Origin of the sequence: Metallosphaera cuprina Ar-4 (genome assembly GCF_000204925.1) — an archaeon.
GTDB classification, from domain to species: domain Archaea; phylum Thermoproteota; class Thermoprotei_A; order Sulfolobales; family Sulfolobaceae; genus Metallosphaera; species Metallosphaera cuprina.
This window is the reverse complement of the sequence record NC_015435.1, coordinates 490,530-516,408: the sequence shown is the minus strand read 5'-3', so window position 1 is coordinate 516,408 and position 25,879 is coordinate 490,530. Positions and strand designations below refer to the sequence as shown.

Annotated in this window: 29 protein-coding genes; 9 read left to right on the top strand and 20 right to left on the bottom strand. The window is 42.5% G+C overall.

The genetic code is table 11. The annotated features are described in order from the left end of the window. Nucleotide 1: 1 nt before the first annotated feature. Entirely contained in the window at nt 2-1,045 is a 1,044-nt protein-coding gene (gcvT, locus tag MCUP_RS02880; protein ID WP_013737170.1) for a glycine cleavage system aminomethyltransferase GcvT, read from the bottom strand. 44 nt (nt 1,046-1,089) lie between these two features. Here gcvT and gcvPA point away from each other — a divergent pair, with 44 nt between their 5' ends. Both gcvPA and gcvPB read left to right on the top strand, forming a co-directional pair. Continuing rightward, nucleotides 1,090-2,433, top strand: coding sequence for an aminomethyl-transferring glycine dehydrogenase subunit GcvPA (gene gcvPA / locus MCUP_RS02875; RefSeq protein WP_013737169.1), 1,344 nt, complete (start codon nt 1,090-1,092; stop codon nt 2,431-2,433). After that, entirely contained in the window at nt 2,434-3,939 is a 1,506-nt protein-coding gene (gene gcvPB, locus MCUP_RS02870) for an aminomethyl-transferring glycine dehydrogenase subunit GcvPB (protein WP_013737168.1), read from the top strand. Here the strand turns inward: gcvPB and MCUP_RS02865 are convergent. Continuing rightward, nucleotides 3,891-4,325 carry a signal peptidase I gene (locus MCUP_RS02865; protein ID WP_048057416.1) on the bottom strand — a complete coding sequence of 145 codons (435 nt, stop codon included), beginning with the start codon at nt 4,323-4,325 and terminating at the stop codon, nt 3,891-3,893. The genes gcvPB and MCUP_RS02865 overlap by 49 nt on opposite strands. Continuing rightward, on the bottom strand, nt 4,312-4,632 hold the full coding sequence (locus MCUP_RS02860) for a hypothetical protein (protein ID WP_013737166.1): 321 nt from the start codon (nt 4,630-4,632) through the stop codon (nt 4,312-4,314). The genes MCUP_RS02865 and MCUP_RS02860 overlap by 14 nt, the downstream gene beginning before the upstream one ends. A gap of 346 nt (nt 4,633-4,978) precedes the next feature. Between MCUP_RS02860 and eno the strand changes: the two genes are divergently transcribed. Continuing rightward, nucleotides 4,979-6,238 (top strand): phosphopyruvate hydratase, encoded by a 1,260-nt coding sequence (eno, locus tag MCUP_RS02855; protein ID WP_013737165.1) that lies wholly within the window; start codon nt 4,979-4,981, stop codon nt 6,236-6,238. On the opposite strand, the gene MCUP_RS02850 is transcribed toward eno, so the two are convergent. Continuing rightward, nucleotides 6,230-6,490 (bottom strand): hypothetical protein, encoded by a 261-nt coding sequence (locus MCUP_RS02850; protein ID WP_237698015.1) that lies wholly within the window; start codon nt 6,488-6,490, stop codon nt 6,230-6,232. The genes eno and MCUP_RS02850 overlap by 9 nt on opposite strands. 157 nt (nt 6,491-6,647) lie before the next feature. Here MCUP_RS02850 and cdvA point away from each other — a divergent pair, with 157 nt between their 5' ends. The 3 genes from cdvA to cdvC are packed head-to-tail and all read left to right on the top strand — an operon-like array spanning nt 6,648 to nt 9,298. Then, on the top strand, nt 6,648-7,367 hold the full coding sequence (gene cdvA / locus MCUP_RS02845) for a cell division protein CdvA (RefSeq protein ID WP_013737163.1): 720 nt from the start codon (nt 6,648-6,650) through the stop codon (nt 7,365-7,367). Nucleotides 7,368-7,385: 18 nt separating this feature from the next. After that, a complete protein-coding gene (gene cdvB / locus MCUP_RS02840; RefSeq protein ID WP_048057415.1) occupies nt 7,386-8,183 on the top strand; it encodes a cell division protein CdvB in 798 nt (265 codons plus the stop codon). Between the two features lie 5 nt (nt 8,184-8,188). Further along, nucleotides 8,189-9,298, top strand: coding sequence for a cell division protein CdvC (cdvC, locus tag MCUP_RS02835; protein ID WP_013737161.1), 1,110 nt, complete (start codon nt 8,189-8,191; stop codon nt 9,296-9,298). Nucleotides 9,299-9,372: 74 nt separating this feature from the next. Here the strand turns inward: cdvC and MCUP_RS02830 are convergent, their stop codons facing one another. The 5 genes from MCUP_RS02830 to MCUP_RS02810 all read right to left on the bottom strand — a co-directional run bounded on the left by MCUP_RS02830 (nt 9,373) and on the right by MCUP_RS02810 (nt 13,067). Beyond that, entirely contained in the window at nt 9,373-9,666 is a 294-nt protein-coding gene (locus tag MCUP_RS02830; protein ID WP_048057414.1) for a DNA-directed RNA polymerase subunit K, read from the bottom strand. 33 nt (nt 9,667-9,699) lie between these two features. Further along, the gene (locus MCUP_RS02825; protein WP_048057413.1) at nt 9,700-10,821 is read right to left on the bottom strand and encodes a pyridoxal-phosphate-dependent aminotransferase family protein; all 1,122 of its coding nucleotides are present in this window, start codon (nt 10,819-10,821) and stop codon (nt 9,700-9,702) included. Between the two features lie 4 nt (nt 10,822-10,825). Continuing rightward, nucleotides 10,826-11,779: an NAD(P)-dependent oxidoreductase gene (locus MCUP_RS02820; RefSeq protein WP_013737158.1), complete on the bottom strand. Its 954-nt coding sequence runs from the start codon at nt 11,777-11,779 to the stop codon at nt 10,826-10,828. Between the two features lie 219 nt (nt 11,780-11,998). Next, on the bottom strand, nt 11,999-12,607 hold the full coding sequence (locus MCUP_RS02815) for an N-glycosylase/DNA lyase (protein ID WP_048057412.1): 609 nt from the start codon (nt 12,605-12,607) through the stop codon (nt 11,999-12,001). Then, nucleotides 12,540-13,067, bottom strand: coding sequence for a hypothetical protein (locus MCUP_RS02810; RefSeq protein ID WP_148230890.1), 528 nt, complete (start codon nt 13,065-13,067; stop codon nt 12,540-12,542). The genes MCUP_RS02815 and MCUP_RS02810 overlap by 68 nt, the downstream gene beginning before the upstream one ends. 308 nt (nt 13,068-13,375) lie before the next feature. Between MCUP_RS02810 and MCUP_RS02805 the strand changes: the two genes are divergently transcribed. Both MCUP_RS02805 and MCUP_RS02800 read left to right on the top strand, forming a co-directional pair. Beyond that, complete coding sequence (locus MCUP_RS02805; RefSeq protein WP_013737155.1) at nt 13,376-13,594, top strand: hypothetical protein; 219 nt, start codon at nt 13,376-13,378, stop codon at nt 13,592-13,594. Then, nucleotides 13,591-13,884 (top strand): hypothetical protein, encoded by a 294-nt coding sequence (locus MCUP_RS02800; RefSeq protein WP_013737154.1) that lies wholly within the window; start codon nt 13,591-13,593, stop codon nt 13,882-13,884. Before MCUP_RS02805 ends, MCUP_RS02800 begins: the two co-directional genes overlap by 4 nt. On the opposite strand, the gene MCUP_RS09845 is transcribed toward MCUP_RS02800, so the two are convergent. From MCUP_RS09845 to MCUP_RS02790, 3 genes are all read right to left on the bottom strand, one after another. Next, nucleotides 13,836-14,138 (bottom strand): hypothetical protein, encoded by a 303-nt coding sequence (locus MCUP_RS09845; RefSeq protein ID WP_237698014.1) that lies wholly within the window; start codon nt 14,136-14,138, stop codon nt 13,836-13,838. The genes MCUP_RS02800 and MCUP_RS09845 overlap by 49 nt on opposite strands. Nucleotides 14,139-14,360: 222 nt before the next feature. Further along, nucleotides 14,361-14,738 carry a hypothetical protein gene (locus MCUP_RS02795; RefSeq protein ID WP_013737152.1) on the bottom strand — a complete coding sequence of 126 codons (378 nt, stop codon included), beginning with the start codon at nt 14,736-14,738 and terminating at the stop codon, nt 14,361-14,363. Further along, the gene (locus MCUP_RS02790) at nt 14,719-15,696 is read right to left on the bottom strand and encodes an NAD(P)/FAD-dependent oxidoreductase (RefSeq protein WP_013737151.1); all 978 of its coding nucleotides are present in this window, start codon (nt 15,694-15,696) and stop codon (nt 14,719-14,721) included. Before MCUP_RS02790 ends, MCUP_RS02795 begins: the two co-directional genes overlap by 20 nt. A gap of 108 nt (nt 15,697-15,804) precedes the next feature. On the opposite strand from MCUP_RS02790, the gene MCUP_RS02785 reads away from it, so the two are divergent. Continuing rightward, the gene (locus MCUP_RS02785; RefSeq protein WP_083808590.1) at nt 15,805-18,201 is read left to right on the top strand and encodes a valine--tRNA ligase; all 2,397 of its coding nucleotides are present in this window, start codon (nt 15,805-15,807) and stop codon (nt 18,199-18,201) included. Nucleotides 18,202-18,251: 50 nt separating this feature from the next. Here MCUP_RS02785 and MCUP_RS02780 read toward each other — a convergent pair whose 3' ends face one another. Genes MCUP_RS02780 through MCUP_RS02745 form a run of 8 tightly spaced genes read right to left on the bottom strand, consistent with a single transcriptional unit; the run spans nt 18,252 to nt 25,640 of the window. After that, on the bottom strand, nt 18,252-19,442 hold the full coding sequence (locus MCUP_RS02780) for a pyridoxal phosphate-dependent aminotransferase (RefSeq protein ID WP_013737149.1): 1,191 nt from the start codon (nt 19,440-19,442) through the stop codon (nt 18,252-18,254). A gap of 12 nt (nt 19,443-19,454) precedes the next feature. Continuing rightward, complete coding sequence (gene trpC / locus MCUP_RS02775; protein ID WP_013737148.1) at nt 19,455-20,207, bottom strand: indole-3-glycerol phosphate synthase TrpC; 753 nt, start codon at nt 20,205-20,207, stop codon at nt 19,455-19,457. A 2-nt stretch (nt 20,208-20,209) separates the two neighbouring features. Next, a complete protein-coding gene (locus tag MCUP_RS02770) occupies nt 20,210-20,791 on the bottom strand; it encodes an anthranilate synthase component II (protein WP_013737147.1) in 582 nt (193 codons plus the stop codon). Then, complete coding sequence (locus MCUP_RS02765) at nt 20,791-22,047, bottom strand: anthranilate synthase component I (protein WP_048057410.1); 1,257 nt, start codon at nt 22,045-22,047, stop codon at nt 20,791-20,793. Before MCUP_RS02765 ends, MCUP_RS02770 begins: the two co-directional genes overlap by 1 nt. Beyond that, nucleotides 22,044-22,625 carry a phosphoribosylanthranilate isomerase gene (locus tag MCUP_RS02760; protein WP_013737145.1) on the bottom strand — a complete coding sequence of 194 codons (582 nt, stop codon included), beginning with the start codon at nt 22,623-22,625 and terminating at the stop codon, nt 22,044-22,046. Before MCUP_RS02760 ends, MCUP_RS02765 begins: the two co-directional genes overlap by 4 nt. Then, complete coding sequence (trpD, locus tag MCUP_RS02755; protein ID WP_013737144.1) at nt 22,622-23,653, bottom strand: anthranilate phosphoribosyltransferase; 1,032 nt, start codon at nt 23,651-23,653, stop codon at nt 22,622-22,624. The genes MCUP_RS02760 and trpD overlap by 4 nt, the downstream gene beginning before the upstream one ends. Further along, complete coding sequence (gene trpA, locus MCUP_RS02750) at nt 23,643-24,374, bottom strand: tryptophan synthase subunit alpha (protein WP_013737143.1); 732 nt, start codon at nt 24,372-24,374, stop codon at nt 23,643-23,645. The genes trpD and trpA overlap by 11 nt, the downstream gene beginning before the upstream one ends. Further along, nucleotides 24,375-25,640 (bottom strand): TrpB-like pyridoxal phosphate-dependent enzyme, encoded by a 1,266-nt coding sequence (locus tag MCUP_RS02745; RefSeq protein WP_013737142.1) that lies wholly within the window; start codon nt 25,638-25,640, stop codon nt 24,375-24,377. Nucleotides 25,641-25,879 lie beyond the last annotated feature (239 nt).

The window sequence follows — 25,879 nt, the reverse complement described above, 5'->3', positions numbered from 1 at the left end:
ATCACTTGATTAAAGGGAAGTCAGACAATTTAACAGTATAACTCTTTCCCCTAACTTCGACCTGTACATTACTTCCCAAAATGAAATGCCTGGAGCTTAAGTAGCCCATCCCGATAGTCCTTGAAAGGTAAGGAGAGAACGTTGAACTGGTCACATTACCTACCTCTACGTCCTCTATCATGATCTTGCTACCGTTCCTTGGAATGACCCTTTGATTCTTAGGGAGTTTAAGCCCTACTCTAAGGCGATCTACGCCAGTCCTGAGCGTCTCAATTAAGGCTGGCCTCCCTATGAACTCCTTTTCCAAGGAGTATACCCAGTATCTAGCCTCTATGGGATTTACGTTTTCGTCTATATCCTCTCCATACAGCACGAAACCCATTTCCTGTCTAAGGCTGTCTCTGGCCACAAGACCTGCTCCTTTAATTCCCCTTGAAGCTAGCCTCTCTAAAATTAACTGACCTGTCTCCGGTTTAGACCAGACCTCGATACCGTCTTCACCTGTCCATCCTGATCTACTCAACAGGAACACTTCTTGCCCCTGGAATTTGGCGTTCAGCTTAAACTGTAAAGGAGCGAGATCCGGTTTCTCAACGCTATCCCATACTCTTCTCCCTTGCAAGGCAATCATTACCAGATCAAAGGTAAGATCTTCGACGTCCAGAGAGGAGTTCTTCCTTATCCAAGATATAACTTTCTCTCTATTTATGGCGTTCGTAACTAACAAGAACTCAGATTCGGATATCTTATATAACATCACGTCGTCAACGAAACCTGCCCTATCGTTTAGGAAAGCTGTGGGGCCGATCATGGTCCCGTCTGGGGCGTCAGAGACCTTCTTAGCTATCAGATTCTCGACCTCTTGTATTTTCCCCCTTATTCGTAACCTACCCATATGAGATAAGTCAAAGAAGGCTGCTCCAGTTCTCACGGCCATGTGTTCCTCTTGATATGAGGAGTACGTCATTGGCATCTTCCATCCTGCGAATTCGCCAGCGTTGGCTCCTAAACTTTCCTCTAACTTAAGTAAAGGCGTACAAAACATTCATAACCACCTAGTATAGTTTAATATTCGCTGATGGAGTTTAAATGAACACTCACCCCTGGCTTCCGAATCTTTCAAGAGTTCAAGATATGCTTAAGGAGATAGGAATAGAGGAACTAGATGAGATTTTCAACGACGTACCGAAGGATTTAGTGATAAGACATGGTCTTAAAGTAGGGAAAGAGAAGCCGTTGTCTGAGGATGAAATCAGAGGCAGACTTTCCCAACTCTCCGAGTCTAACGCTAAGCTAAGGTATCCTCCATTCCTAGGAGCCGGAGCCTATCCTCATTCGGTACCATCTGCTGTCAAGTTTATACTAAGTAGGTCAGAGTTCTACACAGCGTACACTCCTTACCAACCTGAGGTTAATCAAGGTCTATTGCAGGCTCTATTTGAGTATCAAAGCCTTATGGCGGAACTCTTAGACATGGATGTGGTCAACTCCTCACATTACGACTGGGGAGGAAGCCTAGCCGAGGCTGTCCTAATGGGGTACAGGGTAAATGGAAGAAAGAAAGTCCTAGTGCCAGAATCTATAAATCCTTATCATGAAGAGGTGGTTAGGACATGGGTAGATGGAAGAGAAATCGAAATAAAGAAGATACCTTTAGCCGATGACGGAAAATTAAATCTCGATTTTCTTTCTAAAGTAGATCCTAGCGAGATATCCTCTATATACGTTCAACAGCCTAACTTCTTCGGTGTCATCGAATCTGAAATTGAGTACGTAACGGATTGGGCTAGGAAAAACGGAGTTATAAGTATAATTGGCGTTACTCCCTTATCTCTAGGCCTTCTCAAGTCCCCTGGCGAGTTAGGCTTTGACATAGCTGTAGGAGATGGACAAGAGCTAGGTATACCGTTAAACTTTGGGGGGCCCTACAGTGGGATCCTGGCAACCAGAATGGACATGAAATTAGTCAGACAAATGCCAGGAAGGATTGTTGGGATGACTGAAGATGTGAACAAGAAGAGAGGATTTACACTAGTCTTACAGACCAGGGAACAGTTCGCCAGAAGGGAAAAAGCTACCTCTAACATTACCACTAACGAAGCGCTGATTGCCCTGGCTAACGCTGTATACCTCTCTTTGTTAGGAAAGAGCGGAATAAGGGAGTTGGCTAAGGAAATCTATAAGAGATCGCATTACGCAGCTAGAGAAATGGAGAGGGCTGAACTAGGTAAGCTCAAATGGAGGTCGGATTTCTTTGAGGAGTTCACTTTTGTTTTTAAGTCAAATTATAATAGGATATTTCAAGCTCTTCTTGACAGGGGAATCCATGGAGGGTTGAAGCTAACCGAAAACGAAGCACTGTTTTGCGTAACTGAGGTTCACACAAGGGAAGCTATAGATGAGGCGATAAGGATCATGAAAGAGGTGTCATAAATGTGGAGGCAAGCTTATTGGAACGAACCTTTAATTACAGAATACAAAGGGAGAGGAAGGCAAGGCTTCCTCATACCAAAAGAAGAGATAGAGATAGAGATCAACGTACCCGAAAAGGTAAAAAGAGAGGACGGTCCGAACTTACCTGAACTTAGCGAGTTAGAGGTCGTAAGGCATTTCATAAGGCTATCACAGATGAGCTTCGGTGTAGACACGGGCATGATGCCATTGGGCTCGTGTACCATGAAATACAATCCAAAAATAGAGGAAGAGAGCTCGAAAGTGGGAGAGAACACACACCCTCTTCAGGACGAGGAAACTGTACAGGGGAACCTTGAAGCCATATACGAAATGCAAAGGTGGTTAGCTGAGGTAACGGGAATGGACGAATGTAGCCTTCAGGTGCCTGCTGGATCTGCCGGAGAGCTGGCTGGAGTCCTAATGGCCAGGAAGTATCACCGTGATATGAGCAGAAAGAGGAATGAAATGCTTGTAGCCGACACGGCCCACGGAACCAATCCTGCTAGCGCAGCCATGGCCGGGTTCACCGTCATTTACGTTAAGTCTAACTCTGAGGGGTTAGTAGATCTAGATGTACTGAAGGAGACTGTAACAGAAAGGGTAGCCGGTTTCATGCTTACCAACCCTAACACAATGGGCCTATTTGAGGAGAACATTAAGGAAATAGCTAAACTAATTCACTCGATAGACGGTATACTCTACTACGATGGAGCGAATCTAAACGGAATCTTGGGGATAGTGAGACCTGGTGACATGGGATTTGATATAGTTCACTTGAACCTACATAAGACCTTTGGAGTTCCACATGGCGGAGGAGGGCCTGGAGCGGGAGCCGTGTGCGCTAAAGGTAAAATGGCCAAATATCTTCCCTATCCAATCGTAACAAAGAACGGGAAGTACGAGCTAATTAAACCTGAGAGAAGTATAGGGAAGATCTCCGTATTTCACGGTAACTTTGGAAACTTGATGAGGTCTTACGCTTACGTTTTAGGTCTGGGGAGCGAGGGGATATCTATGATTGGTAGAATGAGCAGTCTAGCAACAAACTACTTAATTTCTAAGCTGAAGGGAGTCAGAGGGTTCGAGTTAATAGCTCCTCATAGGTTCAGGAAACATGAGGTAGTGTTTAGCGTTAAGAAATTGGCTAATGAAACAGGAGTAACGGCGTTTGACGTTGCCAAGGCGCTACTTGATAGAGGATTTTACGCCCCAACTATCTATTTTCCGCCTAACGTTGAGGAGGCACTAATGATAGAACCCACTGAGACCGAAACCGTCGAGACATTAGATCAGTTTGCACAGGCTCTAAAGGAAATATCTGAGACTGCCTACAAGAATCCGGCAACCATCACTTCCTCTCCTATCAACACTTCCGTAGGAAGGTTAGATCAAGTTAAAGCCAACCACCCTAGCTCTTTGACGCCTACCTATAGGGTTTATCGTGCAAAGGCCGATATGAAAGAAGATATTAATATAGAAAGGTAACCCAAGTAAGGAATTGAAATTATGTATCCGTCAACTTCAATCACCTGTCCTACAACATAGTTCTGTGGTATGCCAGGAGCAGGTTCTAGACCTATCTGATTATCAGGCTGAGGGTTTGAGATCTTATCTACACCTTGGGTTACGTAATAGTTACCGTCTACGCGGACCACTCTGTGAATTACGTACGTATGAAGTTGAGGGGATTTATAAATTATAACAGAATGATATCCAACGTTAACGGGTTCCTGATAGAACGTTAAAGCTCCGTTTTGGAACACTGGATACATAGAGACTCCTTCTACGCTCGCGGAACTTACGATATTAGAGTAGAACACGATGTATATTAGCACTATAAGGACGATTAGAGCGATGTCACTCTTCTTCATCTAGGTCGCCTAAATCTAGTTCAATAATCTCTCCTTCGTCTTGTTTATCCTGATTCTTAGACTCTCCGAACTTCTTTACGCCCTTCTTACCTTCAACTTCTACCTCTGATCCACCAGCCCTTATCTTGGATACCACAGCTCTCCATCTGTGTCCGCAATTAGGACACTCATACGAACCCATTACCGTAATGGTTATCCTTCCATACGAATCGGGAAGAGGAGAGACTAAGTTCCAAGTTTTTATTGGCTTATCAACTTTAGTCCCGCAGTTAGGACAAACGTCCGATTCCCTTTGCTTCTTTGGCATACAGTGTTATATGTAAGGCGGCAGTTTAAAAAATAGTATCGTTATAATTGAGGCAGAAAAGAACAACACTCCGTTATAAATATATTTAAAATTCCTGTTAATAATTAAAATATAACCTATAACATTTAGCGTAATGATAGACGGCAATAACTCAAACTGAGATAAAAAATATGGATAAGATGCTAGAAAGGGTGCAGTTACCCACGTCAGTGCAAAAAAGGTTTTATTGCTTACCCTATCCTTCATAAAATTATAATAGATGGGTGACATAAGGCCATAAAATATGAATAGAGTAACAGGTACGATCAACATATTAGCCAGGATATTATAATATGCGTGAATTAAAATGATGAACGGTTTTTCTATAGCTCGGATAAGAGGCTTTGAAATAATAGATTCTAGAGGAAACCCGACTGTGAGGGCGAAGGTAACGCTGGAATCTGGGATAAGCGCTTCTGGTGACGCACCTGCAGGAGCCTCCAAAGGGGAGAGAGAGGCTGTAGAACTTAGAGGACCTGACGGATCTGTCAAGGCTGCCATCGATTCTATCAACTTCTACATCTCCCCAACGTTAGCGGGATTGGACTCGAGAGACCAGGCAAAGATTGATAGGACAATGATAGAATTAGACGGTACTGAAAACAAGGCTAGACTTGGAGCGAACGCCACGACCGCCACATCAATAGCCGTAGCTAAGGCGGGGTCGTACTCCATGGGAATGGAACCGTTTATGTATATAGGAGGATCTAGATATCACATTTTACCTGTTCCTTTGTTAAACGTGATTAACGGTGGATTACACGCCGGTAATATGCTCAAGATCCAAGAGTTCCTTATAATACCAGTTAAGTTCGATACTTTTAAGGACGCGTTGATGGCTTCAATCAAGGTATATAAAACCCTAAAAGCGCTAGTGACGGAAAAATACGGGAAGATTTACACATCCTTAGGAGATGAGGGTGGAATATCACCGCCCTTAAGTGTGACAGAGGACGCTTTAACCCTTTTGTACACTGCCATAAAAAACGCTGATATGGAGGGGAGAATATTTATGGGAATTGATAGCGCTGCATCTAACTTCTATAATCCTCAGAAAGGAACTTACCTGATAGATGAGGGAGAGAAGTCACCTGAGCAGATGATAGACTTTTACACAGATATAGTTAACCGATATCCTATAATTTATCTGGAGGATCCTTTCGACGAAAACGATTTTCAACACTTCTCTACACTTCAGAGTAAACTGAAAAACGCTGTGGTTGTTGGAGATGATATTTACACCACCAATGTTAAGTACCTTAAGAGGGGAATAGAGTCCAACTCCACTAAGGGAGTCATAGTTAAGATCAATCAGATAGGCACTCTTACTGAGACCATAGAGTTCTTCGATTTAGCTAGGAGAAACTCAATTAAGACTATAATAAGTCACCGAAGCGGAGAGACCGAAGACTGGTTCATTTCAGATCTGGCAGTGGCTCTCAACAGCGATTTCATAAAGACTGGAGCCCCTTCAAGAGGGGAGAGGACATCAAAATATAATAGATTACTTGAAATTGAAAATAATTATGGCATAGAGTACGGCGGCAGTAAGCTACTGTTACGGTAGGATAGCGCCTATAACAACAAGAGCTACTGCGATAAGCAACAAGAATAGTATGAACTGTTTCGTTGTAAGATTAGGTACAGATTTAACTGCCTTAAACAGCCCATACGCTATTCCTCCAACTGCAACTAACAGGAGAACTATTATTCCTACTAATATTAACGCAGTAGATAAAGGCTCCGTATTCATGCCAATTGGATGAAAGAAATGATTCGTTACGTTTAGAAGTGTCTGTAACGTCATAGCTATATTCATTATTGAATGAAACTTTATTTAAGCCAAAAAGCTCAAAGTGTACTCACCTGTGATGATGGTTAAAAGCGCGTATTTGGTGAAGATTAACCTGGACTGAGGAGCACTAATCCTTTTAAATCGTTCCAAACTTAACTTGTATTTTTGAGGAGTATTACCTATGGTAGTATCGTTTGAAAATTTGATGAAATTTATAGGTCAGAAGGTTAAGGATGTGTATGGCAGAGAAGTCGGATATTTAGTCCACGTTTACACTGAAGTCGATGGGGAGGTAACAGACATCGAAGTAGCTTTTGGTAACACCTTCTCAACGATAGACCCGTTCAGAGTTTCTCTTGTAAACGATTCCTTGGTGTTGCTTCCTGATTGGAAGGCTGAATCTATGAAATCTATAATGCAAATGGAAAAAATAAGGAAAAGACAAAGAGCTTTAGAAGAGTTGTACGCAAAACAGGAGATTCCCAAATCTTCATATGATGACATGAAGAGAAAGCTAGACTCGGAAATGGTGAAGATAAGGGAAGATTACGCTAAGATAAAGAGTAAACTAAAGAACAGGTTGAATGAAGTTGAAGACCAGATAGCTCACATCGAGAAAGCAATGATAGCTGTAAAGATGAGTTATATAGCCGCAGAGCTCACCGAATCTGCTTACAAAGGGTCAATGGAGGTACTAAGGCAGGCTAAGGAAAGCTACGTTATGGAGAAAGACGACATCAGGAAAATCATGGAGAAATTAGATCTTAGCGATAAAGATAGTGGTATAGATATAAAAGGAGCAGGGTCCATAACAAGCGGATCTGACTCGGTATCTAAACCCGATCTGAGCAGGGCGGAATTACCAACACCAATACCTGTAAGAGTCTTAAGTACACAGTGAACAACCTTTCTTTTTAGAATGAAGTTAAGCTTACATTTTAGCCTTAATCCCTGGAAAAAAGATGAAAGGGCTTCTCTTTCTATGAAAATAACCGAAATTTCAATAAAGTTGAAAGATCAGCAGGACAAACTGGACGAGGCCATGAGGAAACTAGAGGAACGAGATAAGGATCTGTTTGACAAAGCAGTGAGATCTCAAGCTAACGGTGAGCACGCCAGGGCCACAATCTATGCTCAAGAAATTTCAGATATAAGAAAAATAATGAAAATAGTTTACACGGCGAGGCTAGCTATAGAGAAGGTTAGAATTAAACTGGAAACCATTCACGACTTGCAGGGAATATCTTTAGTGCTAGGCCCTATAGGGAGGACTTTGGAGAATCTGAAGGAGCAGATCAGAGGAATAGCCCCTGAAGTTGCAATATCTCTTGACTCTATAATAAGTAGTGTGAACAGTATTGCTGTTGAGACCGGAACAACAGTAACTGATAGGAGTGTAGTCCCGACTATAGATGACGAAGCTAGAAAAATACTTGACGATGCTAGAAAAACTGCAGAATCCAAGATAAGTGAGAGGATGCCAAAGCTGGACTTTCCGCATCCACCAACCAACATTACGCTTCCTCATCCACCCGCTACAGAACCAAAGGTGGTAAAGCGGAAGATAGGAGAGGAGGAGCTGCTCGACATGATCAAGAATAACGGAGGGATCATTGACGTATATCTGGTATCTGAGACTTACGGTGTGGAAAAAGATGAGGTTATGAACGTACTGAATAGTTTGGCTAGAAAAGGACTGATCCAAATTACCGGGTGAGCTAGATGAGCGCCCAAGTTTTGCTAGAGGATATGGCTAGAAAATACGCTATAGCAGCGGTTAGAGCGGACAAAGAGGGGAGAACTGAGGACGCCATCACAAACTACAGGAAAGCTATAGAGGTTTTAACTCAAATAGTTACGCTCTATCCGGATATGGTAGCTAAGAACGCATACGAACAGATGATAAACGAGTATAAGAGGAGGATAAACGCATTACATCAAATGGTACCGGAGGGAGCGGAGGACGGCAGTAAGAGCGATGAAGATGTAGTAATGAAGGAGAAACCGAAGGTGAGCCTGAATGAAATTGTTGGTTTAGAAGACGTAAAGGAGGCCCTTAAGGAGGCTGTCGTGTATCCCAGTAAGAGACCTGATCTGTTTCCTTTGGGTTGGCCTAGAGGCATTCTCCTTTATGGCCCTCCAGGATGCGGAAAGACGATGATAGCTGCTGCCGTAGCTAACGAGCTGGATTCCGAGTTCATTCATGTAGACGCAGCGTCTATAATGTCTAAGTGGCTTGGAGAGGCGGAGAAGAACGTTGCTAGGATATTTAAGACCGCTAGAGAAGTATCAAAGAAGGAGAATAAACCGGCCATCATCTTCATAGATGAGCTTGACGCTCTCTTAGCGTCCTATACCTCAGAAGTTGGTGGGGAGGCTAGAGTGAGAAATCAGTTCCTAAAGGAGATGGATGGATTAGCTGATAAAAACGAGATATCAAGGGTCTACGTCATAGGGGCTACCAATAAACCCTGGAGGTTAGACGAGCCTTTCCTCAGGAGGTTCCAGAAGAGGATCTACATAACGCTACCTGATAAGGCCCACAGATTGGAGCTACTAAAACATTACTCCTCAAAGGTCAAACTAGATCCGTCTGTTAATTTAGACGAGTTGTCTGACCTTACGGACGGTTACACCGCGAGCGATATCAGAGACATAGTTCAGTCCGCTCATATGAGGGTAGTAAAAGAAATGTTCGAAAAAGGACTTCAAGAACCTAGATCCATAACTATGGACGACTTTAGAGAAGTTCTGAAGGTGAGGAAACCCAGCGTGAATCAGGACATGTTAAAGGCCTACGCCGCTTGGCACGAGAAGTTCAAAGCTTTGTGATCAGATACCCCAGGTTTGTCTTCACCAATCTTTTTGGCATGACTCACATCATTTCATGTAAAAATAACCATGTTTTATTTAGACTTTACGTTTGTTATCCATAATAATTCCACTTTTCCATTCGGGAACCTTCTCCTAATGCTTATTGGGAGTATGTTGGACCTAAACTCCTCCTCCGCTATCTCTAAAGAGCTACCCTTAGGCAATTTAGATGTGTCTATAAGTGGAGAAGCTCCCATTGCTAACTGCAAAGCCCTCGCGCTAATTATTCTTGCCTTTTCGTAAGAAGTTAACCTGCCCCTCCAACTCGTTACGTATGTCTCGGTCAACGGATTGATACCCGAAAACTGAGTCTTTGCTTCATTCATTATATTCTACCCTTATAATCATTAGATAAAAAATTAGTTATCCCAGTCCATTTCCTGAATGATAGATTCGGGAAGCTTGCACTCTTCCGGAGGTTGCTCGGTCAAATCTATCTTAAGAATATCTGATAGTGCGTATCTTAACCTTAATACAGCTCTATCGTCTATCATTCCAAGGGTTCCTATTCTAATTATCTTATCTTTTAGCTCACCCATCCCTCCAGATATTTCTATCCCTCTCCTAGAGAGCTCTTTAATCATCGAGCCTGGAGATATGGGTGGAACGCCTGCAACGACCGTGTTAGAGAAGTTGCTCTCGTCCCCTAAGAGCGAGAACCCAGCGTTCTGAGCTATTTTCCTTACATATCTAGCGCAGCTCTCGTGTCTTCTCCATCTTCTTTCTATACCCTCTAAACGTAAGAGCTCTGCTGCCCTAAGAGTTGCAAAGAATACACCTACCGCAGGAGTAAATGGGGTCTCCCTCTTATCCTGAAAGTTTAAGTGTAACTTAACGTTCAGGTAATTTGGAACATCCTCTTGTAATTCCTTTATGCCATCTTCAGATAATCCAACCAAGCCTAATCCTGGAACTGAAGCTAGAGCCTTTTGACTTCCTGTAGCAACCGCGTCTATACCCCACTCATTCACCCTAATTTCATAGGCCGCGAATCCAGACACAGAGTCGACTAAAACCTTAAGTCCTGCATCCTTAGCTATTTTGACAACCTCCTTAAGTTTTCTGAAAGCTATCCCAGTGCTAGTTTCGTTATGAACGAACGCTATGGCTGTCGCATCCTTATTGCTCTCAATGATGTCCTTCACCTCATCTGTTGAAAAGCCTTGCCCAAACGGTTTCCTATAAACTGATGGAGATGCACCCCTTTTTCTTACAGAATCTAGCAACCTCTCGCTGAACTCTCCATATGTGAGAACTATCACTCTCTCATTTTTACTGAGCAAAGAGAAAACCATAGACTCCACGGCTAGAGTCCCAGATCCTGTCAACAGTGCGACTCTAGATGAGGAAAACGCCTCTTTCATTAAAGTTTCCAGTTCAGCTACTACATTTCTGAATTTCTCAGACCTATGATTAACAACTACACTCGAGTTTTGGGCCACACTTCTCGGAACGTTCACTGGTCCAGGAATTAACATCAAGGTTTTACAACTCCTGGATAGCTTTTAACAGGTTTTCAGTGGTGATTACTGCTACCCTATACTGAGCCTCCTTAGTTTGAGCACCTATGTGCGTAGTCACCGTAACCCTCTCATGCCTTAGCAGCTCAACCTCCCACTCCTCTTTAGGTGGCTCGTTCCAGAATACGTCAGTAGCGTAAGTTATCTTACCTTCTTTTATGTACTTTAGAAGAGCTTTCCCATCTACTGCTACAGCTCTGCTTGTATTAACTATGATAACGCCTCTCTTCATCATTTCAAACTCTCTAGCAGTTAGTATAGGCTTGGCGTCCTTTCCTACAGTAACGTGAATGCTTATCACGTCAGATTCGCTTACCAACTCGTCCAGAGTCACAGCCTTACCGATTCCCTCTACCCTTTTGGACACGTCTACGACGTCGTACGCAATGACGTTCATTCCCATAGCCTTTGTTATTACCCCAACTTTATACCCTATCCTTCCAAATCCTATTATCCCGATAGTCTTTCCGCTAAGCTCAACTCCCTGGGTCTTCTTGTATATGCCTGCTTTGGCTAAACTCATAGAGGTGAACATGTTTCTTGCTGCGGAAATCATTAGACCTATAGTTAATTCTGCTGCGGAATCTGTGGAAGCACCAGGTGCGTAAACTACCCTTATCTTCCTCCTTTCAGCCTCATCTGTATCTATGTTGTCAACTCCTATTCCGGCTCTAGCTATTATCTTTAAGTTCTTGCCCTTCTCTATTACTTGTTTATCTACCTTGGTTCTACTTCTAACTACTAGTATATCGTATCCTTCAACTACTTTAAGCAGCTCCTCTCTCGTTATGTCCGGTTGATAACTTAGCTTAAGCCCTCTTTCCTTTAGAGTTCTAACCATGTACTCATCTACGGGGTCCGTAATCAATATCCTTAAACTTTCTCTATTTAGAGAAACATTCATAATGTTCTCTGTCATTCTAGATCACCAGATAAGAATTTACTTTTAACAGGATGATGAAAGTGATGAGACGAGAGAGACGAGAAATAGACTAGAAATAACTAAGTTGAAGTTAAAATTTGCACGTTGATAATTTTCTTCTGCTTTCATGTTTAGTCACTTAACTCGTAACACAGTAGTTAATATACTTTTTCTACTTTAATGTTAATGAGTTAGACGCTAATGTTAAATACTTTCTCATTTAGCTATTTTCCCGGTTTTTAAATACCATAAGTAAACATCTAAAATCCCTGGTTTGGTCCCGAAACTCGCCGCAATGGCCTTAATTATAGCTTCTATTTCTAAGTAATCCCTCTTTGAGGACATCTTCATTTCTGAGAAGAAAACTGAGAAGAACTTCAAAACGTGTCTATCAATTATGGCTAAATCTAAGTATCCTACGTTTCTGAGAAAGTGGCTGGCCTCCTTCATCCCTATCCCATCAATTTCCATAATCCTTTCTCTAGCCTCAAATTGATCTTTCTCCGCTACCTTACCTATTTCATTTTTCAGCCTACCGTAGTAAGATCTGCTCCTCACGATGTACTTAGCCTTAAGATTAGGGAATCGATAGCCGCTCCTCTTTAAGGCTTCAGATATTTGGTCCTCTGTACCCGTGAAGATGAGTTCGCCGAGGTTTTGAAGCGCGTAAAATGCGCTGAAAAAGCTTGAGTTAGCAGTGAGTATACAAAGGACCAACTCTCTATACCAAGTACTCTCTCCGGCCACCCTGTTGAGCTTAAACTCTTCTACTCTTTCTAGAACCTTTGCTCTTAATTTTGCGTCTTTTACGACTCTTCTTAGCACGTTTTTTCTTTTTCTTTTCTGGGCTTTTAGATTCTGACGGAATCTCAGGCTTAGCGTCCTGTAGAGAAGACAGGGAGATTACTTTAGTCTCATGATCTGACTCAACTATTACAAAAGGTAAAGACGGTGAGAGATTGACCTTTACCCCAACGAACCCGTATTGATCTGTAACTTGTTTATATTCCATTTTAACACCTTGTGTGGTGATCTCTTGCGGTATGCCTACTCGTCTAACGTTAACTATCTCGGAGAAGGGAAAAGTTGCGTTCAGACCCAGATTAATTACTACGTTATTCTTAGCCCTAATTAATAGGACCTTACCTGGCGTAATTAGGTTTTCGAGTTCGTCCAGAGAGTCCACTGACATCCTCTCCTCTTTAGCATATCTTACTCCAATTAGAGTCACTCCAGGAAACAGAGATACCTCCAAGGGGTCATAATGAATTACCGTAACGTCCAATTCAACCCAATATGACTTAGACAAATGAAATAATTAAACTTCCCTATGACACTCATAGTAAGACCACGAAACTTCGTCTCAATGAGGTAAACATTACTGATTTGACCGTTTATATTTACACATAGTACTAGATTTCAATGTTAGTCCTTATGCAATTATGTATGATATAAGGCCCATCTAAATGTTTGAGTCAAGGTCAAGACGCTAATAACGTTAAGCTCGACAACGTGTTAAATTTAGCCTGTATCTATCAGTAACCTTAACAGAAAACATTATAACGGGTTCCTTTTGATATCACTAGAGATAAAATGAGTCTAAGGTTAAAGGGAACTAACGCTTACGGTCATCTTGGTTGGTTTGAAGTGAAGTGTACAATTTGCAATAGAACACTTAGGATAGGGATAGACGTCGTATATAAATGCCCTAAGTGTGAGAAAAAATACAAGGCGTATTTCTGTGAAGCAGATAAACGTGGAGTTAAGGGAAAGTGCCCTTACTGTAACACAGAACTGGTACCTGCAATATGATAGAGAGTTTTTACGTAAATCACTTCAAGGTATCAATTATAACCCTCAACGAAAAGAGAATAGCCTTTATGGATTTGTCCATCCCATGCAATAAGGAAATAACTAACCTTGAGTACATAAACGCTCAACTTTATACAAGAATCGGTGAGATAAAAAAAATAATTTTGTGTCCTGTAAACGGAAGGGCCTTCGTATGCAATGCTGTAATAGAATTGAATGGAGAGTATGAAGCGGAGGAAGTCTATAGAGAGACGGAATCCGTACTAAGAAGGGTAGGATGTACTCCATAGTTTTTCAATTTCTCCGAGATTTTCTCCGAGTATCTAACCAGCTCCTTGGAGTCACTTGACTTGATTCTGAATGCCAAATGAATAGGTCTCATCTCCTGCTCCGCTAAGTACACAATAATCAGAGACGAAGAAGACGGTGAGCATAGATAGGAAGCACCTATCCTAGATGGGACGCACAGGTCCTCAAGCAACGCGGGCATCTCTTTAAATATCTCCCTGATCTGTTGTGGATCCGCCCTTACACCAATTTTCACATCAAACAAGGTAATCACATAACTATGAAGTTCTTCCGTTTAATTAGCTCTTCTAGAAACAACGATAAACATGAAAGTTCAGACTCTTTAAATGTCTCATGAAGACTATTTCATTAATTTGATAGAAGACCCACTCCAGAGTTATAGGTTTTAGACATTTAAAAGAACTCAAAGATCGTGCAAAGTTTGTATGGAGGTTAGGGAGGTGATAAAAGGTTACGATTACTTAAGGTTAACCTTCTTTACAGGAATGTTAAGAGTAGCTATAAGTTGTTTAACGTAATCGTAGAGCTGCGGATCTCCAGAAACTCTCTTCAGTTTTAATTTCCTATAGTTTAATTCAAGCGATATCGTACCGTCTTTGATAACTAAAATCTTTCCTCTAACCTTACCTTTTAAGTTCTTTAAGAACCTTGCGTATACGAATATTCCCTTTTCTCTAAGGTTTACTAGCTTTCCCTCCCCTTCCTTATATAACGTCGGGATATTAGTTCCTTTCAAGTTAACCTGCTTTAACCCGTTATCCCACTTATACAATAGAGACCTAACTGCGTGCTTGCCAGATTTGCTCTTTGATTGCTCAAGAACTAACTCTACCACTCCTTATCAACTCCAACGATTCCTTAATGCCTTGCATATCTAACTTATCTTCCAAGAAAGCATCAATTAGTATTTCACTCTTTAAAAAGTGCTTTAGTATAATCTTCCTTACGTATGGTGCTGAGTTCCTATACCAGTTGAGGAAAAGTGATTGAATTGATATTCTTGACTCTATTAACGACAAGTTCTTCTTCAGCTCTGATTCTAGATCCTTACCTTTGTTTAATGCGCTAAACGCTATTTCGGCTGATATGGCTGAGGGCCTTATTCCCTCGCCGCTTAGTGGGAACACCAACCCTCTAGCCTCCCCTATCCTCCCCTCTTTCCTGCTTACCTTGCCTATAGATATGGGGGCTCCTCTTAGGTCAATCGTCTCGTATTTATGGAATTTACTTCTCACGTAATCAATCAAAAGGTCCTTTGAATTCTTCTCCTCCAGAAATCCAGCTCCGACATTGAGTAAATTCTCCCCAGCAGGGAAAATCCAATAGAACCCCGTGAACTTTGTGTTAAACTCTAAGATTGCCTCCGGGATGAACTCCTCGGTTTTCATGATCAACCTGGTGGTGTAAACTACCTCCCTATCTAAAGGGTAGGGCCCTCTAGAGTCTAAGACCAGGTCGTAGTCTTTTAGATTAGGTTTCAAATTTCCAACGACCTGCCTTATGTTCTCCCTCATTGAGTTTATCCACTCGCTCTTGTTTATCGTAAGCCACTTAGGAGATCTATATTCTACGTCATAAATCCTTTCTCCATCAAGATAAAAGGCAAAGTTCTTGATCTCATACTCTACTTTCCAGGGAAACGAAGGTCTATACACGTTTGGGACTATGTCACCACAAGGCTTGAAATATCTATCCTTGATGTCGTAGAGAGTAACGTCATGACCTGATCTATTTAGGAGGTATGCCAAAAGCGAACCTCCAACTCCACCGCCTTGTATTGCTACCCTTAACATCAGTTATATATCGTCGAAAAGTATAAAAGGTTCTTTGTAAGCACCTTTTTTAGCATTATTATTTACGGTGATCTGTTATTGTTGTCTCAAGAGGAAATTCTAAAGAGAATGGAGGAGTGGCCTAAGCATTACAACCCTAGAGATATTGAACCTAAGTGGCAAAAAATATGGCAAACTAAGGAAATGTGGGAAAAGGCCTTTAAGTTCTATGTCAACTCTAGTAAGCCAATTTTCTTCATCGACACTCCACCACCTTTCACGAGCGGAGAATTACATATGGGCCACGCTTATTGGGTCACCATTGCAGACGCGATGGGGAGATTCAAGAAACTCCAAGGTTATAACGTACTTCTTCCACAAGGATGGGACACTCAGGGTTTGCCAACAGAGTTGAAAGTTCAGTATAAACTTGGGATTCCTAAAGAGAACAGAGAGTTGTTCCTAAAGAAGTGTGTCGAATGGACAGAGGACATGATAAATAGAATGAAATCTGCTATGATTAGACTTGGTTACAGGCCAAATTGGGAACAATTTGAGTATAGAACGTATCTCCCGGAGTACAGGAAAGTTATACAGAGAAGCCTAATAGACATGTACAATAAGGGAATAATTAGGATGAGACAGGGACCGGTATACTGGTGCCCTAAGTGCGAAACCGCGGTTGCTCAAAGCGAGGTAGGTTACTTGGAGAAACAAGGCATACTAGCTTACATAGCTTTCCCCCTCAAAGATGGAGGAGAGGTAGTGATAGCGACAACTAGACCGGAGCTTTTAGGTGCGACTCAAGCAGTGGCAGTAAATCCGGACGACGAACGTTACAAGAGTCTTATAGGAAAGGAGGTTTTAATCCCTCTATTCAATAGAGAAGTGAAAATTATAGCTGACCCTGATGTGGAGACAGAGTTTGGAACGGGGGCGGTAATGATAAGCACATATGGGGATCCCCAGGATATAAGATGGCAATTGAGGTATAGGTTGCCCGTCACAGAGCTTATTGACGAGAGAGGTAGAATAAAGGGGACAGGCATAATTGACGGGATGAAGGTGGAGGAGGCTAAGAAAAAGATAATTGAACTCCTAAAGGAGAAAGGGTATCTGAGGAAAGTTGAAACTATCAAGCATAACGTTTTATCTCATACCGAGAGAAGCGATTGCCTATCTCCCATAGAGTTCCTAGTTAAAGAGCAAGTTTACATAGACGTACTACCCTTCAAATCTAAACTGCTTGAGGAGTACAGAAAAATGGGATTCAAACCTCCAAGGATGGCAGTCAAACTTGAGGAGTGGATAAACAATATAGAGTGGGACTGGAACATAAGCAGACAGAGGATATACGGGACTCCTCTGCCGTTTTGGTACTGTGATAATCTACACTTAACCCCTGCTGAGATATCTTCTCTACCGATCGATCCCACAAAATCGCCACCACCTGCTGATAAGTGCTCAGTCTGTGGTCTTCCCCTCAAACCTTTAACTCATGTAGCTGACGTGTGGATAGACTCAAGCGTAACTGTACTTTATCTCTCCGGGTTCTATACCGATAGAGAAAAGTTCGCCAAAGTTTTCCCAGCCGACGTAAGACTTCAAGGGACAGATATAATAAGAACGTGGTTGTTCTACACGCTATTCAGAACGCTCATTCTAGCAGATAACGTGCCGTTTAAGAAGGTGATAGTTCACGGTCAGGTCCTAGGCCCAGACGGAACTAGAATGAGTAAAAGTAAAGGGAATGTCGTGTCCCCTCTGGACAGACTCGACGAGTTCGGAGCTGATGCTATAAGGATGACTCTTCTGGACGCCTCACTAGGAGACGATTTCCCATTTAAGTGGGATACGGTTAAAGGGAAGAAGCTACTTCTACAAAAACTATGGAACGCCGGTAGGCTAGCTTATCCGTTCATAAAAGGAAATAATGTACATAAACCTGACTCCCTTCACTTACTAGACCAGTGGATACTTGCAAAGCATAAGGAGTTTGTGGAGAAGTCTATCCAGGCCTACGAAAATCAGGACTTCTTCGTTATACTCTCGATGCTTTATAACTACTTCTGGGAAACGATAGCTGATGAGTACCTTGAACTGATAAAACACAGACTCTTCTCGGGCGACGAATCTGCAATATATACCCTTAAAAGGGTTATTAAGGACCTTATCATATTACTCCATCCTATAGCCCCTCACATCACGGAAGAGATATATTCACTCTTATTCGGCGAAAAGGAAAGCGTGCTCCTTGAGTCAATACCCTCAGCAGAGGACATAGAAGTTAATACTGAGGCTGTTAGAATTGGAGATGCGGTAAAGAAGTTCAATTCCTTAGTAAGGACTAAAAAGGTTAACATGAGGCTGTCCATGAACTCTCAAATTAACGTGATATTGAAGGGTCCAAATCAGTTCATTAACGATATAAGGTCAGTAGAGGAGGACGTAAAAAGAACCCTGAAAATAAGCTCTATCTCGTATAGCGAATCACAAGAACTTACGGTAGACGTTATTTCTACGTGAGAGATTCAGACCATGGGAGTTTTGCTCACCGTTCACCAATAACTTTTTCATCAACCTGCTAGTTTCTCAAGCGCTATTTTCATCCTCTCTACACCCTCTTTAATTTTCTCCTCTCCTAGGGCAAAGCTAAGCCTTAGGAAATTCGTTCCGACTCTCTCTGGAAATACCTCACCAGGTATCGTAATCACGCCTGAATCTTCTATAAGTTTTATCGCGAGACCTTTAGAATCTAACCCTGTGTTTCTTAAAATACTACTAAAGTCTGGGAACATATAGAACGCCCCAGATGACTTATAGACCTTTATATCTTTAACCTTGCTAAGCTCTGAAAACATAACGTCTCTCCTTCTCCTAAAAAGGTCTATCATCTCCTTTACCTCATCAAACGCGTCAAAAGACGCTAAAGCTCCCTTTTGCGCAAAGCTGGTGGGACATGTATAAATGTTCGACGCTAATATACCAATTTTACCTATTACTTCCTTCCTTGCTACAATGTATCCCAACCTCCATCCAGTCATACTGAAGGTTTTGCTGAAACCGTTAACGTAAATTACGTTATTCCTCCACTCCTCCTCAAGCACGCTCTTGAATCTCCCTTCATAAACGAAGTAATCATAAATCTCATCTGACAATAAAATAATATTTCTCTCTCTAGATATCTTTACTAATTCTTCAGATAGCTTAGGGTCAAAGTTCATTCCTGTTGGGTTGTGCGGATTATTATAGACTATCATTTTAGTTTTAGAGCTTATTCTTGACACCACATCGTTCACATCTACGTAAAATCCCCTGTCCGAATCAAATCTTATCGGAACGTAAACTGGTTTCCCACCAAGGAGATTAACAACCTCGGCATAAGAGTAAAAAGACGGGTCGAAGAGGATGACCTCATCCCCAGGATTCACATACGTCAGAAATGCGAGAAATAGTGCAGTCTTCGCGCCTGGCGTTATTGCAACTTCGTCCTTAACTATGTTATCTCCATACCTTTGAGAGAGAAACTCGGCTACTCTAGACCTTAGCTCGTCTAAGCCCAAGGCTGGAGTGTAAGCAGTGAATCCCTTATCTAAAGCTGACTTAGCTTCCTCCCTTATCCTTTTAGGAGTAGGAAGATCAGGTTGCCCTATACCGAAGTTTATAGTTTTTATACCCTTAGTCCTTTCAACGTTTCTAGCTATCTCCTGATAAAGGAGCGTCGACTCGCCGGTCAACCTAGAGAGTGAACGTGAATAGTTTTCCATGGCTATCTTGTACTAACTTCTGACAAAATCTTTAATCTTATCTGGTTCCTTCATCAAACTAGATCCTATCAAAAACGCATCCGCTCCCTTCTCCCTAAGATATCTTATCTCCTCTCCGCTCTCTATTCCACTCTCCATAACTTTAGTTACATTAGATGGTATACGTTCCAAGAGCTTCAGAGCCTTTTCCTTGTTGACTTCTAATGTGACTAAGTCTCTGGAGTTGATGCCAACTAACTTGGCTCCGATCCTCAACGCTATTGCTAGGTCGTTTTCGTCATGAACCTCAACTAGGGGTTCCATACCATAAGACCTGGAGTACTCTACTAAGCTTGAAAGCTCTCTTTCCGTTAATATCCTAGTTATAAGCAGAACCGTATCGGCTCCAAGATTATATGCTACGTCGATCTGCCTCTCAGTCACTACGAAGTCCTTCATAAGAACTGGAATGTTCACCGATGTAGAAATTTTTTCCAAAAAAGTATATGATCCTTGAAACACGCTGTCTTCCGTTATAACGCTTAAGGCTAAAGCCCCTCCTTTTTCCATCTGTTTACTATAAGTAATAGGATCCCTATCTTCACTAAAGCCGGAAGGAGATCTTCTCTTAAACTCCGCTATTATGGGGTTTAGTTCATTTTTCTTATATTCCTCAATTCTAGGGATTATTTGCAAGACTGGTTTCTCCCTTGACTTTGAGACGTAAGGTCTCTTTAAAGCGTTATCAACTACTCGCTTTAGCCATCCATCTAAGTATCGCGGCATTGTCAGACTCTGTTGAGGAAGTTGTAAAATATTTTTTGTCCTACTGAAGTCCCTATACTTTCAGGATGAAATTGAACTCCAAAGATCCTAAATTCGTTATGACGTAATCCCATCACTTCATTATCTTCCTTCGAAACAGAGTCAACGGAGAGAGAGGAGGGCACGTCATCTACTACTAAGCTGTGATATCTGGTTGCTCTGAATTCGGTAGGGATCCCAACGTAGAGGGGACTTTCGCTAACTTTCACTATAGTGCTTAGCTTTCCATGATATATTACCTTTGCCCTCCTTATTTTAGCCCCAAAAGTGTAACCTATTGCTTGATGACCTAAGCATATGCCTAGAATGGGGACCCTCTTTCCCAAGTACTTTATTACCTCTGGTACAATTCCGACGTCTTCTGCCTTCTCCGGGGTCCCAGGACCAGGAGATATCACTATCCTATCAGGTCTTAGCCTTTCCACACCCTTAACTGTGATCTCGTCGTTTCTCACAACTAGTGGGTAACTACCGAGTTCTCCTATGCTCTGAGCTATGTTGTACACAAAGCTATCGTAGTTGTCTATGACTAGCGTTATGTCCATTAATTCACCCCAAGTGAAACCTTCAAGGCCCTCATCTTATGTTCGGTTTCAAAGTACTCCTGCTCTGGCTTGGAGTCAAATACAATTCCTGCACCTGCCTGAATTCTCAATAAATCCCTATTTAGAAACGCTGTCCTTATCATGATCGCAAACTCTGCACTGTTCTTAGATATGAACCCTACTGCCCCTGCATACGGTCCTCTCTGGTAAGGCTCTAGATTCTCTATTATGTTCATAGCCATGGGCTTAGGTGCTCCGCTAACGGTCCCAGCTGGGAACATAGACTTAAGGATCTCCACCGAATCTACGTCTTTTCTAACGGTACCCAAGACTTTGCTCACTATGTGCTGAACGTGACTGTATTTCTCTACGTACGCGAACTCGGGCACCTTAACCGTTCCTGATACGCACACCTTTCCTACATCGTTCCTGGCAAGATCTACTAGCATGAGGTGTTCAGCCATCTCCTTTTCTGATGATAAAAGTTCTTGTTCTAGCTTAAAGTCCTCGTCGGGTGTCCTACCTCGAGGTCTTGTTCCAGCTATCGGGAAGGTCTCAACTATGCCTTTCTGCACCGAGAAGAGTAGCTCTGGACTGGAACCTATCAGTTCCCTGTCCTCAAACTTAATGTAAAACATGTAAGGCGAAGGATTTACACTTCTCAAGGATTTGTACAACTTCATCGGATCGCCTGTAGCATGATATCTATAGAACCTTGAAAGAACTACCTGGAACGCGTAACCTGATCTGATATACTCTAGGATAGTATTAACCCCGGACTCGTAATCTTTCTTAGTCATAGACTCGTCATAGGAACTCACCCTGAAATCGCCGTTCTGAGAGCACTGCGTTGGGGGTACGTCTCCCTCAACGTAGACCTTCCCTAGTGCGTGATCGTAAACCGTTATGTTCTCAGGCAAGAAGAACTCTGCATCCGGCCACTCTTCAGCTCTTGGCTTTAGATTCCTGACGTTCTCCCATTTTCTAACAGCGTCGTAGGAAAGGTAACCCAGGAGACCGCCACTAAACCTCAATTCTCCTTCATCAGCTCCATTAAGAGCGTTACGAATAGTCTCTAAGTCGTCTTCTCTTTTTATCTTAACGTAACGCCTTACTCCCCACGCAATTACACTGAACCTAGCGTTATTTTGAGGTCCTTCTACACTCTCCATGAGACCAGCTATCTTCTGATCTCCCTCCACACATCGAAACACTTCATAAGGCTGAGGAAAGGCCGTTATAGGAAAGGTTCTCACGCGATCACCTCTAAAAGCTTCCTGACCTTGTTCAAGTTTTTCTTCCCAGGGAAGTCCTCTACACCCCTGGAAACGTCAATCCATCCTGGCTCCAACTTCAAGAACTCCCTTACGTTATCTAGATTGATGCCCCCTCCGATTCCTACTTCAGGATGATCCTTCAACACCTTGGATGCAAAGTTGAGATCTGGCTTATCGCTTTTCCTCTCTAGATCAAGTAAGACCATGCCTGTTAGATTTAATGCCTTCTCCAAGTAAGGAAGGTATCTCTCAGACATTGGCACGTACATGATGAATTTCCTTTCATAGGTTGTCATAATGTCCATCTCGTCGTCGTTTAATATCCTGTGAACCTGAATCAGGAAGTTGGAGGGGGTTCTCCTGATCGCTTCTCTTATGTTAAAGACGTTAACTGATACCAGAGGTAAAGTTAAGCTCTTCAAGAAGTTTAAGAAGTCGAACTTAACGTATCTTGGACTAATAGGATCTGTCACAAAACCTAACATGTGAACGTTCAACTTAGCTAACTCTATTGCGTCGTCTAAGGTGGCTATACCACAAACCTTCAGTTTTGTCAAATAGATCTCACCAGAGCCTGGAACTTAGTCAAGTCGCCGTTACCTTTTACTACGGATTCGATCTTACTGGGTAACTTCCTTATGAGCTCTTCAGAGAGCTCATAACCCTCTTTAAAGTCTTTCACGAGGCCAGCCGCATATAGGGCCACATCGACGTTTATTCTGAGGAAGTACTCAACGTCTTTATCAACACCTTTACTGCCTCTTATAACTCTCTTAACCGAGTCCGCAGGGTCTAAAGCTATAAGCCTTGATATAGGGGCCTCCTTCCCTGTTATTTCCTTAAAGTCTAATACGTATTCGTCTATCCTGTCCTTGCTTACTTCGATAACATAAGTCCTTCCTTGAGGACTGACCTCATCTATCCCAGGTTCTCCATGAATGAGGAGAAGTTTCTCAAAACTTAATCTAGTAGCCGCGATAGATAGGCTCTTCATTGTAGATGTAGAGAAAACCCCCATAACCTGACGTTCTGAGCCGGCTGGGTTGGTAAGAGGGCCCAAAATGTTGAAAATGGTCCTTATTCCTAGCGCCTTCCTAACTGGGGCGACGTTCTTCATTGACGGATGATATAACTGGGCGAACAAGAAAGCGAAGTTATCCTGTTCTATCAACCTCTTAGCTCTCTCTGGAGGAACCTGAATGTTATAACCTACAGCCTCCAAAAAGTCTGCACTTCCGCTCTTACTGCTAGCTGCTCTGTTACCGTGTTTCGCCACCGGATAAACTAGGCTAACCGCTAGGGCAGAGGCCGTGCTAACGTTTATGGTCCCGAACCCATCACCGCCCGTACCGGCAGTGTCCAAAGTGTGCTTAGCCTCTAATTTCAGGGCATGTTCCCTCATAGATTTCGTGAAACCTATTATCTCCTCGGGAGTCTCTCCTTTCATCCTCAATCCAACCAATATCGCTCCTACTAACGATTCTGGAATTGATCCCTCCATAATTAGATCTGCTAACTCCTTAGACTCGTCTTCGCTCAGGGATTTGCCCTCTGTTATCTTTTTTAGGAAATCTTTAGGCTCCATCCAATATCGCCCTAAACTTCTTTGCCAACGAAATAGCTGAATTCACCCCGTTCCTCTCTATCTCCTCTATGTAAACGGTACCTATGGCTACTCCATCAGCTCCGGCTTTTAATGCCTTAACCATATCGTTTACGTCAGAAAGCCCGAAGCCCACTACCAGTTTGTTCTTAACTAAGGTTCTAACTCTAGTTATTAGGGAGTCAACACCAACTGGTAAAGGAACTCCGGTAGTTGGTCTGACTCCGAAGTACAGAAAGATGTCTGAGAGAGTAGACACTTTATGAATGAGGGGATCAGGAACGGAAGGTGAGGTAAATATCACTGCCTTTATCCCGTGACTCTTAATTTCCTTCACATATCTCTCGTACTCATCAACGTAATCTATTAAAAGGTCAGGGAAGAGCACTCCGTCTATTCCTATATCCTTCATCCTATCTAGGAGTTCTGGAAGCGAAGACGCCCAGTCCTCAAGGTATGTGAGAATGACCAAAGGAACGTCTACGGCTCTCCTAGTCTCCTCTAGAAGGCTCCATACGTCCTTAAGCCACTTTGACACTTCCTTATAACTTCTCCTTATTACGGGCCCGTCGTATTTCGCATACTTAGGTAACAGGCCTATTTCGAGGATATCAGAACCGGAATCTACTAACCCTTTAACAAACTTTAGATAATTATCCTTATCTGGATAGCCCAACGTGGAGTAAGACACTAGCATCTTCATCTACATCCTCCTCATCATAGACTCGTAATTGGGCAGATCAAGTAGACCGTGACCGCTTAGATTAAACACTATAACCTTTTTCTCGTTCTTTTTCTTAGCTTCCCTTGCCTCATCTATTACAGCTTTTATAGCGTGAGAGGACTCCGGGGCAGGTACTATTCCCTGTGTCTGAAGAAATATCTGAGCCGCTTCAAATATCTCTCTTTCGTTGAACTCCCTCCAATCCACTATGCCCTCCTTAATTAACATGCTAAGTGAAGGAGCTGCCCCGTGATATCTCAGCCCTCCTGAATAAATAGGCGGAGGTACGTAATCTCTGCCTAAGGTAATCATCTTGACTAGTGGTAGTAAGCCTGCGCTGTCTGGGAAGTCATAGTTATAGGATCCTTGACTGAACTTGGGTATCTCATAAGAGCCTACTGCAATAAACTTAGAACCTTTCCTTGATCCTATGAACGGGAACGAAAAGCCACCAAAGTTGCTCCCTCCACCTACGCAACCAACAAGTGTATCCGGCTCTTCGTCCAGTTCTTGTAGTTGCCTTATTGCCTCCAATCCAATAACGCTTTGATGCAGAACCACCACATCTAAGACGCTGCCTACCAAATACTTGTAACCGTTAGACATCGCATACTCAATCGCCTCGCTCATAGCTACTCCCAAAGAACCTGGATGTTTAGGATTCTCATTTAACACTTTTTTACCATATTCTGTATAAGAGGTTGGACTGGAGAATACGTTAGCTCCATATAACTGCATGATTGTCCTCCGCTGAGGTTTCTGTTCATAACTAACTTTCACCATGAAGACCGTGGAGCTTATTCCATACATCTTAGCTGAGAGAGCTACCGCGGTTCCCCACTGACCAGCCCCGGTTTCAGTAACAACGTGATCTATTCCCTCCCTCATTGAGAAGTATGCCTGGGGTAACGCCGTGTTTATTTTGTGCGAGCCTGTAGGAGTAGCCCCCTCATACTTAAAGTATATCCTAGCGGGAGTGTTGAGGAACTCCTCTAATCTCCTTGCCCTCATGAGTGGGGTTGGTCTTCCTATGTTAATGTAAGCTTCCCTAACCTCCCTCGGTATAGAGACGAACCTCTCGACAGTGAACTGTTGCCTTAATACCTCGCTAGGCATTATTTTCCTTAGAAGGTCTATCCTGGAGAATTCTGCATCAGGAGGATCTCTTGGCGGGGGTAAGGGCTTAGGTAAATCTGGTATGATATTATACCAATAACTTGGTATTATTTCCTCATTATTTGCCATTGGTGCAACAAGAACACCAATTAGGTTAAATAGTTTTGTCCTTTTTAAACATATCTAGAAATATTTTAGAAGTCGTTAAACAAGCTGTCATTGAGGGCTCGAATATTGATAGGATTTATAAGTTACATTCAAGCAGATTGCCGGCAGCAAGCGAAGGGTTTGATCGCTATGCTAGTCTTCTCAAAAGACGCCTCGATTTGGATCCAGATCGTTATGTCTCGTTCAATAATTGCCTAGCT